Annotated in this window: 10 protein-coding genes and 1 pseudogene; 10 read left to right on the forward strand and 1 reads right to left on the reverse strand. The window is 32.2% G+C overall.

The window, feature by feature from the left end:
• Positions 1–11 precede the first annotated feature (11 nt).
• From ABID96_RS10015 to ABID96_RS10035, 5 genes are all read left to right on the forward strand, one after another.
• Complete coding sequence (locus ABID96_RS10015; protein WP_192601884.1) at positions 12–1865, forward strand: PTS fructose transporter subunit IIABC; 1854 nt, start codon at positions 12–14, stop codon at positions 1863–1865.
• A 241-nt stretch (positions 1866–2106) separates the two neighbouring features.
• Entirely contained in the window at positions 2107–3603 is a 1497-nt protein-coding gene (locus tag ABID96_RS10020; protein WP_192601885.1) for a spore germination protein, read from the forward strand.
• Positions 3596–4699: a GerAB/ArcD/ProY family transporter gene (locus ABID96_RS10025; RefSeq protein WP_192601886.1), complete on the forward strand. Its 1104-nt coding sequence runs from the start codon at positions 3596–3598 to the stop codon at positions 4697–4699. Before ABID96_RS10020 ends, ABID96_RS10025 begins: the two co-directional genes overlap by 8 nt.
• Positions 4689–5816, forward strand: coding sequence for a Ger(x)C family spore germination protein (locus ABID96_RS10030; protein WP_192601887.1), 1128 nt, complete (start codon positions 4689–4691; stop codon positions 5814–5816). The genes ABID96_RS10025 and ABID96_RS10030 overlap by 11 nt, the downstream gene beginning before the upstream one ends.
• Positions 5817–5986: 170 nt before the next feature.
• Positions 5987–6211, forward strand: coding sequence for a CotD family spore coat protein (locus tag ABID96_RS10035; protein ID WP_192601888.1), 225 nt, complete (start codon positions 5987–5989; stop codon positions 6209–6211).
• Between the two features lie 285 nt (positions 6212–6496).
• Here ABID96_RS10035 and ABID96_RS10040 read toward each other — a convergent pair whose 3' ends face one another.
• Positions 6497–8722, reverse strand: a complete 2226-nt coding sequence (locus ABID96_RS10040) for an alpha-galactosidase (protein ID WP_377896833.1) — start codon at positions 8720–8722, stop codon at positions 6497–6499.
• A 271-nt stretch (positions 8723–8993) separates the two neighbouring features.
• On the opposite strand from ABID96_RS10040, the gene galU reads away from it, so the two are divergent.
• From galU to ABID96_RS10065, 5 genes and pseudogenes are all read left to right on the forward strand, one after another.
• Complete coding sequence (gene galU, locus ABID96_RS10045) at positions 8994–9926, forward strand: UTP--glucose-1-phosphate uridylyltransferase GalU (RefSeq protein WP_192601890.1); 933 nt, start codon at positions 8994–8996, stop codon at positions 9924–9926.
• 188 nt (positions 9927–10114) lie between these two features.
• Positions 10115–11800 carry a DUF6044 family protein gene (locus ABID96_RS10050; protein ID WP_192601891.1) on the forward strand — a complete coding sequence of 562 codons (1686 nt, stop codon included), beginning with the start codon at positions 10115–10117 and terminating at the stop codon, positions 11798–11800.
• Between the two features lie 22 nt (positions 11801–11822).
• Positions 11823–12770, forward strand: a pseudogene (locus tag ABID96_RS10055) (glycosyltransferase family 2 protein); the annotation flags it as partial.
• A 161-nt stretch (positions 12771–12931) separates the two neighbouring features.
• Positions 12932–13351, forward strand: a complete 420-nt coding sequence (locus ABID96_RS10060) for a GtrA family protein (protein ID WP_192601893.1) — start codon at positions 12932–12934, stop codon at positions 13349–13351.
• 1003 nt (positions 13352–14354) lie between these two features.
• Complete coding sequence (locus ABID96_RS10065; protein WP_192601894.1) at positions 14355–14669, forward strand: hypothetical protein; 315 nt, start codon at positions 14355–14357, stop codon at positions 14667–14669.
• Positions 14670–15287 lie beyond the last annotated feature (618 nt).

Consider the following 15287-nt stretch of genomic DNA (forward strand, 5'->3'; position numbering starts at 1 on the left):
TGGGAGAGATAATGAGAATAACAGATTTATTAAAAATTGATACGGTTCTCATCAATTTACAATCTGCAAATAAAACATCAGTCATAAATGAATTAGCAGATGTATTATATGAAACGAACCGTTTACATGATAAAAAACAATTCATTGAAGCAATTTTAACTCGTGAAGCTCAAAGTACAACTGGTATTGGCGAAGGAATTGCAATTCCACATGCTAAGACTTCTGCAGTTAAAACACCGGCAATTGTATTTGGTCGCTCAAACTCTGGTATTGATTATGATTCATTAGATGGTCAACCTGCGCATTTGTTTTTTATGATTGCTGCAAGTGAAGGAGCAAATAATGCTCATTTAGAAACTTTATCACGTTTATCTACATTATTAATGGATGAAGCATTGCGAAGTTCATTATTTGGTGCAGCAGACGCAGAGGAAGTTATTGCATTAATTAATGAGAAGGAAGATGCGATTAATAAGGATGAAGAGGTGTTTTCCTCTTATTCTAAAAAACCGCTTATTCTTGCAGTAACTGCTTGTCCTACTGGTATCGCACATACGTATATGGCAGCAGATGCACTAAAAGCAAAAGGAAGAGAATTAAATATAGATATTAAGGTTGAAACAAATGGATCTACAGGTGTGAAAAATGAATTAACTTCAGATGAAATTAGAAAAGCGACTGCCATTATTATCGCAGCTGATAAAAATGTTGATGTCAATCGCTTTGAAGGTAAACATGTTATTCAAGTACCTGTAGCAGAAGGGATTCGTAAGCCGAAAGAATTGATTGAACGTGCAATGAAACAAGATGCACCAATTTTCAAAGGAACAGATAAAGGAAAAAGTGATGAATCCTCTAAGGAAAAGGGATCAGGAATTTACAAACACTTAATGAATGGTGTTAGTAATATGCTACCATTTGTAGTAAGTGGTGGAATTCTCATTGCACTAGCTTTTGCATTTGGTGGAATTCATACAAAAGGACCTATTGCAGAATTATTAATGAAAATTGGTGGGGCAGGCGCATTCAGTTTCTTAGTACCAATTCTTGCAGGTTTTATTGCAAGCTCGATTGCTGATCGTCCAGGGTTTGCACCTGGTGTTGTTGGAGGATTTTTAGCAGCTAATGCTGGTGCTGGATTCTTAGGTGGTTTAGTTGCTGGTTTCCTGGCAGGTTATGTCGTTATTGGATTGCGTAAACTATTTTCAAAGCTACCAGAAACACTCGAAGGTATGAAACCAGTTTTACTTTATCCAGTGTTTGGATTACTAATCACAGGTGTATTAATGGAACTTGTTGTAAATCCGCCAGTTACATTTTTAAATACTGCTTTAACAGATTGGTTAAGTAGTTTGAGTGGTGGAAACGCTATTTTACTAGGTTTAATTTTAGGTGGAATGATGGCAGTTGATATGGGTGGACCAATCAACAAAGCTGCATTTACATTCGGAATTGCTGCAATTTCTGCACAAAATTTCGGACCACATGCAGCAGTTATGGCAGGCGGTATGGTACCACCATTAGGGATCGCTTTAGCGACAACTATTTTCAAATCAAAGTTTACAGAATTAGAACGTAAATCTGGAGTGACTAACTATATCATGGGGATATCATTCATTACAGAAGGAGCAATCCCATTCGCAGCAGCAGATCCGATTAGAGTGATTGTCAGTTCTGTAATCGGTTCATCGATTGCTGGTGGTCTAGCTATGGCATTTGGTATTACTTTACCAGCACCACATGGCGGGGCATTTGTCATTCCTTTAGTGAATAAACCTTTCATGTATTTATTAGCTATATTAATAGGTTCTGCAATCACAGCTCTTATACTTGGTATTTGGAAAAAGAAAGTTGAACAAAATTAGGTTGATTTCGAAAAGGAATATCAGCACTGTTAATCGAAAATACCATTACTCAATTAGCAACAAGACTAACCAAAAAGTAAGAATATGATAAAGAAAAGAAAAACGATTCTATCATTTAGGTAGAATCGTTTTTTTTATACAAAATTAGTTAGATTGTACGAAGTCTCGCATGTATAATACATTCTATTTAACATAAAATATATTTACTGTATTTGAGGTATCAATGAGGAGTCATTCATTTATGAGCGGAAATAATAACAATCCTGTAAACCGATCTGGCTCTCATAAGGGGCATAAAAATATATCAATCAAGCTTGAAGAAAATATTGATAATATTAAAAAATCTCTTTTACATTCTAGTGATTTGATCGTTAGAAATTTAGAGTTTGCAAATAGAAAAATAGGGATCATTTTTATTGATACCCTTATTAAGGGTGAGGTTCTTGAGTCTCAAATAATCCAACAAATCATCCAAAATCCCCAAAAAACAATTGAGGAAACTGTATCAATTAAAGATATTAAAACCTCTAGTTCTTTTGATGAAATTGTCGTAGCCCTTGTAAAAGGAAATGCCGTCATTTTTACTGATCATGACGGTACCGCTATTATATTAAACATTGCATTGTTGGAAGGTCGTTCGATAGAGCAACCTGATACTGAACAAGTTTTACGCGGCGCACAGGATGGATTTATTGAGACCTTAGAAACAAATATTAACCTTTTGAGAAGAAGAATAAACAATCCGAATTTAGTTGTAAAATATGTAACTCTTGGGAGGGAATCTGATACTAGTTTAGCAATCGTATATGTTGATTCAATTGCTAACGATGAATTAGTAAAAGAAGTTGAGCGGAGAATTTCTTATATTGATGTTGATTATGTCAGTAACATAGAGGAGTATATTGAAGATAATTCATTCTCTCCATTTCCCCAACTGTTAACGACATCAAGACCAGACCGTGTGTCAGCAAATTTGATGGATGGAAGGGTAGCGATTATAACTGATGGTAACCCATCCGTTCTTGTCATGCCGATCACCTTCTTTTCTTTTTATCAGACAACTGATGATTATAACAGTAGATGGATGATGGTCTCATTTTTTCGATTTATGAGGATGTTGAGCTTTATCATTTCAATCTCTCTGCCAGCCCTTTATATTGCTTTAGTTTCCTACCATTTTGAAATCATACCGATTGAATTAGTTTCTAATGTAAAGAGTTCATTAGAATATATTCCTTTTCCACCTTTAATTGAGGCATTGAGTATGCAAATCACGCTCGAATTACTAAGAGAGTCTGCCATTCGTTTACCTAGTCCCATTTCACAAACACTTGGTGTAGTAGGTGGACTAGTAATTGGTACTGCAGTCGTTGAAGCTAATTTAATTTCTAATACTATGCTTGTTGTTATTTCAATAACTGCTATTTCATCGTTTGCAGCACCTGATAGCGAAATGGGTACTTCAGTTAGATTATTAGGTTTTCCGCTAATGTTTGCAGCTGCAATTATTGGTTTAATTGGGATTGTATTTGGATTAATGATTATTTTAATTCATCTGTGTAAACTTGAATCATTTGGAACTCCATATTTTGCACCTTTTGCTCCACTTAGACGAAAAGATTTAAAGGATACAATTTACCGGGTGCCAATGTGGAAAATGACAGATCGACCACGTTCAGCCTTGCCAAAAAAATTAAGAAGTGCAAAAAATCCAAGAGGTTGGAAACAGAATGAATAATAAAAAATTACTTTCTAAATCACAACTTATGTTTTTTATTTTACAATCCCAGATTGGTGTTGGTCTGCTTTCACTCCCATATGTGGTTCATTTGCATGCGAAAAATGATGGGTGGATATCAGTCATAATTGCAGGTATGATCGTATTTGTTTTCATGTTCATCATGTGGGCATTAGGTAAACGTTTTCCGAACGATACAATATACGAGTATTCAAATAAAATTGTAGGGAAGTATGTAGGGACAGTCATTTCATTCTTTTATGCGCTTAATTTTTTTATCATTTCAATATTTGTAGTGACCATTACAGTTAGTATTTTAAAGAAATGGATTTTAACGTTTACACCTCCATATGTCATTATTCTTTGTATAGTTGGTACTGGTGTATATTTAGCGAGGGAAAACTTGAAAGTAATCGGTAGATTTTATACTTTTGTATCTATTCTAATTTTTTTCTTAGTGTTTTTAGAATTACTTTCATACAAAGATGCAAATTATAGATATTTGTTTCCTATTGGACAAGCTGGTTTTAAAAATATCATGATTGGTTCTCACGATTCCTTAACAGCAATGTTAGGTTTTGAATCATTATTAGTTATCTATCCTTTTGTGAAAGGTAATGCTAAAGACATATTAAAAAATTCAACAATCGCAATTACTTTCGTAACTCTTTTATATACATTTTTTTTAATAACTAGTTATGTTGTTTTTAGTCCAGAAGAAATAAAGATTGTATCTGAACCTATTTTATATATGTTAAAGGCATTATCATATGAAGTAGTGGAACGACTTGACTTAATATTTCTATCAATTTGGGTCGTTCCAATCATAACGTCATTTGTTACTTATTTACATATTGCGAGTGTTGGCATGGAAAAGATTTTTAAACAGTCCAATCATAAAAAAGTAACTTTAGTGTTAGGGATCCTCATTATGATCATTTCAGTCTTTATCCCACAAGAAGAACAAATAATAGAGAAATTTAACATACTCGTCTCATATTCTAGTTATATTTTTATTGCTATTATTCCTTTAATATTATTGATTGTGTCGATTATTCGGAAAAAGAAGGGGCAAAGTCAACTATATGAAAATTAAATTGTGCATATTATTTCTTTGTTGTCTCTTATTTTTGACTAGTTGTTGGGATCAAAGATTGTTAAGTCAATCTAAGCTTGTTTACGGTGTTGGGGCTGACCTCGAAAAAGATGGAAAATTAATGGTAACAGCTGTTATCCAAACAATCGCTCAAACAAGTAAAGGAACAAGTGAACCAGTTTTGACAAATGTAATCGTCAGTTCCTTAGCAAATACACTTTCCGATTCAAGAACAAAAATTATGAAGAAAATCTCAGGAGAATATGCTACTAGTAAAGCTAGAGTATTATTATTTCATGAAGATTTAGCAAAGGAAGACTTATATCCTGTATTAGATATTATTTATCGTGACCCTAGAAGCTCTTTAGGAGCTAAAGTAGTGATTAGTAAAGACAAAGCAGCCGATATATTAAATCTAAGAGTAGTCGAAGAATCTCTAATAAGTGAAGAAATACTAGAAATTGTCACAACCGCTGAAACTTCTACCCTAGTTCCTGAAGAAAATGTTCAATCTATTTGCCCTTCATTGTTTGATCCTGGTGAAGATATCACACTACCTTATTTAGGCAAATCGAATGACAAAATGATTGATGTATATGGCATAGCTTTATTTAATGGACGAAAATATACTGGTTATAATCTATATGATGAAGAACCTACAGTATTATTATTGATGAAGAATGAAATGAAAAAATATGCAAAATTCACTTTAGAAGTAAATCCTAAAGAAAAAGATGAGAGAAATCGTTTTATCTCAGTTCAGGTGAAAAGTAATAAAGTGAAAAAAGAATTAAAGATCAATAAAAATAATGACATTAAAGCTGAGTTTAATCTAAATATAAAAGTAGAAGCACTTGAATATCCAAAAGATAATCTTGCAGATCAAAAAGAGATTAAAAGATTGAATAAAGAAATTTCTAAACAGTTAACGAAAAAAGCTGAGAAATTAATTAAAACACTACAGTTAGCAAATTGTGACGCTTTTGGAATTGGAAGGGAATTAATTGCATTTCATCCAAAAGTATGGAAATCATTAGATTGGGAAAAGGCTTATCCTAAAATTTCCATCAAACCAAATATAAAAGTGGAGATAATTGGTTCGGGAATTATTGAATAAAAGGATACTTAATTAAACGAAAAAATAAATCACTCTAAATTTTTCTTCAGAAAGTATTTAATATGTAAGCGCTCATTTTATTGAGTGCTTTTTTATTTGTATTTTAATAAAATCTCAATATAACAAATAATGGATAGAATTCTGTATCTCCAAGTCAAGACGAAGTAATCATGAATCCTACACAAAGAGTAACAAATACAAATACGTATTACAGAACTGTAAGAAACATTCACCCAACAGAAGTCGAAAATATTAATAGAACAGTTATTCGTAATGAAAATTATTATCCAGTATATAATTCTGATGTAAATGAAACAGTTGTGAAAAATTATGACTGCGGAAGTGATTTAAATTCAAACAATTGTCGAAGAGTAGGATCTGAAAAACAATGGTAATACCAACAACGGTTCTTCAAACAGCAATAATAAGAGTAAAAATAATAGTAATAACATTCGTAGACACAGAAACTTACTAATGTTAAAAAGCATTCACAATTGTGGATGCTTTTTCTATCTGTCTGTAGAATAACTAAAAAAGCTAAGAGATTCAGACTGATTAAAATCGCTTGTCTTTCAAGGCGCAGTAGCCAGATGAGTAGGAGAGTTATTTTTGACGGTAATGAACTCCAAAAAGCAAGCGAAGCAAGGTGAAAGCGAGTTGTTGCCACCAGTCTGAATGGGCTATTTCTTCTGTTTTAGATAAAAAACCTCTGATTGAAAATCACCTTTTCGTTTTGCGATTTTTTTATTTGGCCCGTTAAATTCGGGTGGCAAAGGAATGCCATGATACATTAGTTCATCACCATGAAAAAAACGGTCTAATTGCTCAACATAATAAAGATAGTCTTTTTCTAGGCCAGTTAATTTTAAATATTGATATTTTTGAGGATTAGGAGTCGCTAATACTTTATACCAGCCAACTAATGCTTCATCTCTTTCTTTACTTACGATCATCCATGAGGTTTCATTTCCTTTAAAAGGGCTTGCTATTCGGTAAAAATCGCCATTTTGGATAAGTGACTGATGTCTTTTATAGAATCCTATTTGATTCTTTATTGTAGTTTTTTCAAGTTCACTTAATGTTGTTGGGTCTAATTCATAGCCAAATGTACCAAATAATGCTACATTCCCCCGAGTTTTCAAAGAAGAATGACGTAAAGTTTGATGATTTGGACTAGTTGAAACATGAGAACCAATACTACTGAGCGGATAAGCAAAAGAACTGCCATATTGAATCTTTAGTCTTTCTATCGGATCCGTGTCGTCACTAGCCCAAGCTTGAGGTGCGTAATATAATAACCCGGCATCGAATCTTCCACCGCCGCCTGCACAGGATTCAATCAATATATGCGGAAAATTCGTATGTAATCGTTCATATAATCCATAAACACCAAGTATATATCTGTGAAAAAACTCATCTTGCTGATCATAAGCCAAATGTAATGAATAAGCTTCTGTAATATTTCGATTCATATCCCATTTAATATATGATAAATTTGTTTCTTCAATGATACTAGCGATTTGATAATATATAGCATCTACAATCTCTTTTCTTGAAAAATCTAACACAAGCTGATTCCTTCCTAATGAGTTAGGGCGGTTTGGTGTGTTGATAGCAAAATTAGGTTGATTATGATATAACTCACTTTTTGGACTGATCATTTCAGGTTCAAACCATAAACCAAACTGTAATCCTATACGATTTAATTCGCTTATAAAATGCTGTATACCGTTTGGAAATTTACTTTTATTTGTAAACCAATCTCCTAATGAAGAGGTCGCATCATTCCTATTCCCAAACCACCCATCATCTAGTACAAATAATTCAATTCCTAACTCTTTTGATGCTTCTGCAATCTCAAGTAGTTTTTTCTCATTAAAATGAAAATAAGTCGCTTCCCAATTGTTTAGTAAAATCGGCCGACTTACTTCCTTCCAAACACCTCGAATTAAATATTTTCGATATAAATCATGATAAGTTTGACTCATGCCATTTAATCCACTATTTGAATGAACCATTACAACTTCTGGTGATTGAAAATGCTCATTCGAGTTTAGCTTCCACTTAAAACGAAATGGGTGAATCCCCATCGTAACCCTTAAACAATCAAATTGATCAACCTCAGCTTGGGCAATAAAATTTGAACTATATATAAAATTGAAGCTAAAAACTTCTCCCTGCATTTCATTTGCATCAGGTCTTACAAATGCAAGAAAAGGGTTATGTTGATGGGAACTTGCTCCCCGTAAGCTAGAGATTGATTGAATGCCAGTTTCTAATCGTCGTTCTTTTACATAGCGTTCCCTTGCCCAAGCTCCGCTTAACTGAACCATGCTAAAGTCTTTATCTGGAAAGTCTACTGAAGTACTCATGAACCGTTCCAAAAAAAACGGATTCTTACCCTTATTGCAAATATAAGCACTCCTTGTAATCACACGTAAGTCTTTAAAGATTGTATAGGAAAGAATCAACTCGGCCGCTAAAACAGTATCCTCAAGGACAATTTGAATGGTTTCTGCATCTTCTTCATTTTCTGTATACGTTGAAGGTAATCCCTCCAAGATAGGTTTACCTTTCGTAATAATATGATATTTATAGATAAAGTTTGAAATATGACTTCCATTTTCCCCAATAATGCTCAAAGCTGGTTCACGATAATCTGTCGTTCCATAAACAGGGTATTCCTGTCTCAATGTTTCTAAACTAAAAGCACGGTCTCCTTCAATATGAGAAGAATAGGTGTTTGGATATAATTGTTGATTGATATTTGACAAATTAGTACATTCATTGAGCGCATCGCCAAAATACAAGGAACCAAGATGACCATTTTTCATCACAAAAAATATATAGCTTATTTGACCATTTGTTAAATGAAACTGTTTTTCTTTTTCATCAACAATAATCATGTTGATCACTCCCATTCGGATTTACAGGGTCTAATCGTTTTTAAGTTTCGTACTTCATTTTATGCTTTACATTTCATAGAATTCTAGAAATCAACTATGTTTAATGAAAGCGAATGGATACAGTTCCAACAATTATGGGACATAAAAAAATATAAAATTTAATACTATGTTAATAATCTAATAAACGAAGTCATCTAACAGCAGAATTTGAAACTCATTATTTCTTTCGTGAAACGGGTCATAATTTAGTTTAGTAAAGGGAGAAATGAAAATGAAAAAGGTCAAAAAAGCGATCATACCAGCTGCTGGGTTTGGAACTCGGTTTCTACCTGCAACCAAGGCAATGCCAAAAGAAATGCTTCCAATTGTAAATAGACCAACCATACAATATATAGTTGAAGAAGCGATTGAAGCAGGAATTGAAGATATTATCATAGTAACTGGAAAAGGAAAAAGGGCGATAGAAGATCATTTTGACCATGTGTTCGAATTAGAACAAAATCTGTTTGACAAGGGAAAGGATGGTTTACTTCAACAAGTACTTAAATCATCTAAAATGGCAGATATACATTATATTCGCCAAAAAGAACCAAAGGGACTAGGCCATGCAGTATGGTGTGCTAGAAAGTTCATAGGGGATGAACCGTTCGCGGTATTATTAGGTGACGATATTGTTGAGTCAACTACTCCTTGTATTAAACAATTAATAGATCAGTTTCAACAAGTTGGTTCATCTATTATAGGTGTAAAACCTGTAGCTGCATCTGAAACATACAGATACGGAATAATAGATCCGTCACGGAAGGAAAATGAGTTATATAAAATAAAAAATTTAATTGAAAAACCATTTCCAGGTCAGGCACCTTCAAATTTAGCAATTATGGGGCGTTATGTATTAACACATGAAATATTCGGCTTTTTAGAAAACTTAGAAGAGGGCACAAATGGCGAAATTCAATTAACTGACGCACTTCAAAGATTAAATACGATACAAGATATTTACGCCTACGAATTTCATGGAACTCGATATGATGTAGGGGAAATATTTGGCTTTATTACAACGAATATAGAATTTGCGATGCGCCATAAAGACTTGAATAAGCCATTATTACAATACTTACAAAATTTAGTTCAAAAGGTTGAACAACCAAAAGTGAAACGATTTAAGAAAAGAGGAACGATTGAGAAGTTTGATCGAATCTAATGACATCATCTTGTTTGCACAATGCATTCAAGATGTTTTTTATTTTCAGATCTTTTGAAACTAATTATTAGTAATGATTGGAAGTAATCTTGGGCAAGATAACAGAAATAAAATGCTGTTTACATACATTTATATAGTTTATAAAAGATTTTTTCATCTTAATGTTAAAGGTTGTGTGGTGAATACTGATGAATTTTTGGAAGCAATGGAGTGTTGAAAAGCGGCATATCTTCTTGGCGATAACTCTATTAATTTTATTTGTATCACCTCTTTTTATATTAGGTGAAAATGCTCATATAAGAATTCATGATAATTTAGATTCCAATATTGCCTGGTATAAAACATTAAATAACAGCGGTACTTTATTTGGAAATATTAATGACGTCGTTCCGCAAGTGATCAATGGCCTTCCAAGAAATGCTTATGGAACAGAGTTTAGTGGGATTCAATGGCTTCATGCCATATTCCCTTCAATGCTTGCTTATGCTTTATCTCAAACAATTTCGAGAGTTTTTGCATTCATTGGAATGTATAAACTTCTAGTAGATCACTTTATCCCATCAAAGGACGGCTATTTAATCCGAATCTGGGTTTCGCTAGCATTTGCACTCACACCATTTTGGCCATCAGGAATGCTGAGTACACTTGGAATGCCTTTAGCACTTTGGGCATTTTTAAATATTAGAAGCGGCAAAAATACGTTTAAAGAATGGCTAACAATTATTTTATTACCTTTTTATTCAAGCTTTGTTTTAGGTTTTTTCTTTTTCTTAGTAGCAGTAAGTTTTATATGGGTAAGAGATTTATTCATTAAAAAGAGGATAAATTGGACGTTTTTAACTAGTATCGTATGCATGACATTCATATATTTAGCGATCGAATATCGACTCGTCTATTCGTTACTTTTTCCTGATGAGCCTACTAGCAGAAATGAATTTTTCAGTTCGGTTCTAGGATTTCGCCGAACGATGCGATTAGTCTTTAAGAACTACATAGTTGGCCATACTCATGTATTAGCTCTACATACGCTTGTTATACTTCCGTTTTCATTTATTGTACTCATGATGAATAGAGGAGAAAAGAAAAGTAGATATGCAAAAAAATTTATGTTTTTATTTGTTCTCAATATCTTGCTATCAGTATGGTATGCCTTTTGGTTTTTTAAAGGATGGGAACCTTTAAAAGAACAATTTCAATTATTAAATACATTCAATTTTGCAAGATTTCATTTTCTCAGACCAATGGTGATCTATCTAATGTTTGCTATAGGTTGTTATTTGTTATGGCAAAAAGGGAAGATTGGACAATATTTTGTAAAGCTTTGTCTGTTCGTACAGTTGATTGTAGTGATCACATCCAATGAAGAAATCGTTTATCGTGCTTATGGTTCACCAAATTTCAAACAATTCTATGCTGAAAAACAATTTAAAAAGATAGAGGAGTATATTGGAAAACCGAAAGCAGATTACAGGGTAGCTAGTATTGGGCTTCATCCTGCAATTTCACAATATAATGGGTTTTATACAATTGATACATATAATAATTTTTATCCGTTAAAATATAAACATCAATTCAGAAACATCATTGCGACAGAATTAGATAAGAGTCCAAAACTAGAAAGATATTTCGATCAATGGGGAGGAAGATGTTATATTTTTGTAGCTGAGCTTGGAAAAAAATACGATTATGAGAAAGACTCAAATATAGAAGTGAAGAATCTACAATTGAATACAAGAGTATTTAAAAATATGGGTGGGAAATATATCTTTTCAGCAGTGCCAATCAAAAATGCGTCACAAAATGGGATGAAATTAATGAAAACTTTCGATGATCAACAATCTGCTTGGAAAATTTACCTCTATGAAGTAATTTAACAGCTATGAAGGAAGTGTTTATGTGATAAAACCGGTTTTAACAATTGTAGTTCCTTGCTTTAATGAAGAGGAAGTCTTTTCTGAAACGGCTATTCAATTGTCAACTCTTCTAAAAAGTTTAATCACTCAAAATGAAATTTCAATGAGAAGTAGTATCCTTTTTGTAGATGATGGAAGTAAGGATCACACTTGGAATTTAATTTTATCTGAAAACAAACTAAATCCTATTGTTAAAGGTTTAAAATTAGCTAGAAATGTAGGTCATCAAAATGCATTATTAGCTGGACTTGAAGTTGCAAGTAAACAATCGGATTGTATTGTATCAATCGACGCTGATTTACAAGATGATATATCTATCATACATACATTTCTTCAGAAGTTTAAAGAAGGAAATGATATAGTTTATGGGGTTAGAGATTGTAGAAAAACAGATACATATTTCAAAAGAACAACTGCATTAGGGTTTTATCATTTCATGGATAAAATAGGGATAAAATTAGTCCCTAATCATGCAGATTATCGTCTTTTAAGTAAACGCGCACTTAATGAGTTATTAAAATATAAAGAAACAAATTTATTTTTGAGAGGTTTAATTCCGTTGATTGGTTTTCAATCTTGCACTGTATATTATGATCGAAAAGAACGCTTTGCTGGAGTATCCAAATATCCTCTGAAAAAAATGCTCTCATTTGCTTTTGACGGTATCACATCATTCAGTGTTACACCAATTCGTTTTGTTACCTTCATTGGTTTTTTATCTTTAATTATTAGTGCGATGGCAGGTGGATATTCTTTCGTACAAGCAATTTTAGGAAATACAAAATCAGGTTGGACTTCATTAATGATTTCAATTTGGTTTGTAGGTGGGATTCAATTATTGGGTATTGGAATTATCGGAGAATATATCGGTAAAATCTATCAAGAAGTGAAAAGACGACCGAAATATGCAATCGAAAAAGATATCTATTCATTTAATGAAACGAAAATGCATAATCGCAAACCAAATATTAATGTATATTTAGATCGGATACATCATGAAATTAAAAAGCGCCCTAGATATGCAATTAATAGTAATCTTGTTTCCGGGTCACAAAATCTCTTAAGTAAAGTGGAAATAAAGAGGAGTAAATAATGAACTTTACTTTTGTGCGATTTTTAATTGTTGGATTGATTAATACGTTTGTTGGACTAACAATCATGTATGTACTATATCACTTAGCAAATCAATCATACTGGTTATCCACTTTTATCGGAAATTCTGTCGGTGCTGTCGTTAGCTTTATTTTAAATCGAAGCTTTACTTTTAAATTTAATGGTTCCATTCAAAAAAGTATCATTAAGTTTTTGCTCGTAATTCTATGCTGTTATTTTATCTCGTATCACTTAGGAACACTTTTAGTTGATTGGTCGATGAAAGAAATGGACTATGCAATTTCTTTTCAAACAGATCTTGCAATCTTATTAAGTACTGCGATTTACACAATCACAAACTATATCTGTCAAAAACAATTCGTATTTCGATTTGAAGAAAATAAAAAACAATTAAATTGAATGATGAAAAACCTTCCTTTTGTGTAGATGGAAATTCACTAAAAGAAGGTTTTTTTGATTTATATAGAATGCCTTAGTTGATTACAACACCAGGAGCTCCCTTTGCATGGGGATTGAGTTGAGCCCCTTCGGCTCGCCCGGGACCTTAGCCTTCCCGTATCACCCACAGGAGTCTCGCGCCTTACGTTAAAATTAACTTCTGTCTTTTGAAGTACAAAAATAAGTGAAATAATCTTTTTGAAAAACAAATAAAAATAACACGGTCTTATTTAAGAGTATTACTCATTAGATGAAAAAGGAATGACTAATAATCCCCGTATTAAATCAAACGGATTAAAACGAAAAAATTACCTCCGAGGAGAAATATATTTTCATGGATATTTTTTTAAGGAGAATTTTAAATTATGCTAAAAGGTAAAAGAGTCTTAGTCTATATGGTTTTTTATTATTTTAATACTAATCAGTCAAACGCTATTACGGCATTGGAAGATATCAATGTTAAAAAACTTGATGTAATTAAACAACTTGAATCCCCCGATCAAAAAACATAAAATAACTATTTATTAAGCGGAGGGGTATTCATGAAATCAGATTATAGTTATATAGCGCAATTGAGTTCTAAAGATAAGAAGGAAAAGGAAAGATTCATTTTGTGGTTACCTGGCAACCTTTTAGTATCAAATGGATCAATAATAATGAGATATTGGTAAATCAAAAACAAATTAATATCAATAGTAAGCACTATTTTTTTAGAAATACGTAACTCTTGTCTAAGTTTTAACTAATTGAACTATTTCATAGTTTATGAAAAAATTTGCTACCACGGCAGCCATTTTTTATTTAGTTAGCAACTTAGTATTAGGTGGCAATTTTATAGTGCAAGTAATGTTATAATATAGTGAAATAAAAAGGATTAGTATTTGTATTTCCATAAGAATTATTTTTGCATTGGAGTTAATAAAAATAGTATTTTAGTAGTTTTTTATAGTTAAGGGGTATTAATATGAAGAAGAAAATTAGTATTGGTTGGGTAATTGTAATTTTATTTACTTTTTATTTAATTACAAGTTTTGTTGACGAAGATACTTTCGAAGAATACTTATCACGTGAGAAAAATATCTATTCAGATGGAGAAAGTCATATTCATGGGTGGTTTGGTCCAGAAGGAAAACTAGTTTGGCAATCCTCAGCAGTACAAGACGCATTTTTTTATAGTAAATATTCTTATACATTTTACAAAGAAGGTAATGAAGAAATAGAAGTTTCAGCAATAAAAATTCTTGGGATTTGGTTTGATCTCACAAAAAGTAATCAGTAAGGTCCGAATTAAATTTATATACAACTAGGAGACAACCACATGATTTATCTCAAATATTTTATTTATCAATATTTAATTTACTTTACATTTATTCTAATAAATTATATCTCGGATCCATACATAAGTAGTCCGTTTACATATGTAGATTTAATAACAATATTAATTCTTTCTCCCATTTATATTCTTTTCGGAACTATCGTCTTTAAATACTATGATTTTTTTAAAGCAATAGGAAAACGAAGGAAAACTATGTTGTCAATACTAGCATGTTTATCAGCAATTATATCAGTACTATTAATCAAATTTATGTAACTAACTAGTTAATTAAACAACATGGAGAAAAGTATAAAAAGAATAAAGCAAATGGTATGTGTTAATTAATCGAACCCGAGTCGCGAAATGTGGCTCTTTTTTTTCGAAATGCAGGATAAATAATAAATGTAGATAAATATATTAGTATGAGGAAATTTACCCATGGATACAGTGGTATTCCATTTATGAAACCCCAACCTTGAAGTATGTGAATTTATATTTTTAATGAAGCAGTTATATAAATTAATAGCTGAACCTGTCCAAGGTAAAGTCCCAAAATGACTTTCTTAAATTGACAAATCTATG

Origin of the sequence: Gottfriedia sp. OAE603 (assembly GCF_040543965.1) — a bacterium.
Taxonomy (GTDB): Bacteria; Bacillota; Bacilli; order Bacillales; family Bacillaceae_G; genus Gottfriedia; species Gottfriedia solisilvae.

Excerpts from the sequence above, each read along its gene's own strand:
- galU (WP_192601890.1), top strand. The coding sequence starts at position 8,994 with ATGAAAAAGGTCAAAAAAGCGATCATACCAGCTGCTGGGTTTGGAACT.
- ABID96_RS10030 (WP_192601887.1), top strand. The coding sequence starts at position 4,689 with ATGAAAATTAAATTGTGCATATTATTTCTTTGTTGTCTCTTATTTTTG.
- ABID96_RS10065 (WP_192601894.1), top strand. The coding sequence starts at position 14,355 with ATGAAGAAGAAAATTAGTATTGGTTGGGTAATTGTAATTTTATTTACT.
- ABID96_RS10035 (WP_192601888.1), top strand. The coding sequence starts at position 5,987 with ATGAATCCTACACAAAGAGTAACAAATACAAATACGTATTACAGAACT.
- ABID96_RS10040 (WP_377896833.1), bottom strand. The coding sequence starts at position 8,722 with ATGATTATTGTTGATGAAAAAGAAAAACAGTTTCATTTAACAAATGGT.
- ABID96_RS10050 (WP_192601891.1), top strand. The coding sequence starts at position 10,115 with ATGAATTTTTGGAAGCAATGGAGTGTTGAAAAGCGGCATATCTTCTTG.
- ABID96_RS10025 (WP_192601886.1), top strand. The coding sequence starts at position 3,596 with ATGAATAATAAAAAATTACTTTCTAAATCACAACTTATGTTTTTTATT.
- ABID96_RS10015 (WP_192601884.1), top strand. The coding sequence starts at position 12 with ATGAGAATAACAGATTTATTAAAAATTGATACGGTTCTCATCAATTTA.
- ABID96_RS10060 (WP_192601893.1), top strand. The coding sequence starts at position 12,932 with ATGAACTTTACTTTTGTGCGATTTTTAATTGTTGGATTGATTAATACG.
- ABID96_RS10020 (WP_192601885.1), top strand. The coding sequence starts at position 2,107 with ATGAGCGGAAATAATAACAATCCTGTAAACCGATCTGGCTCTCATAAG.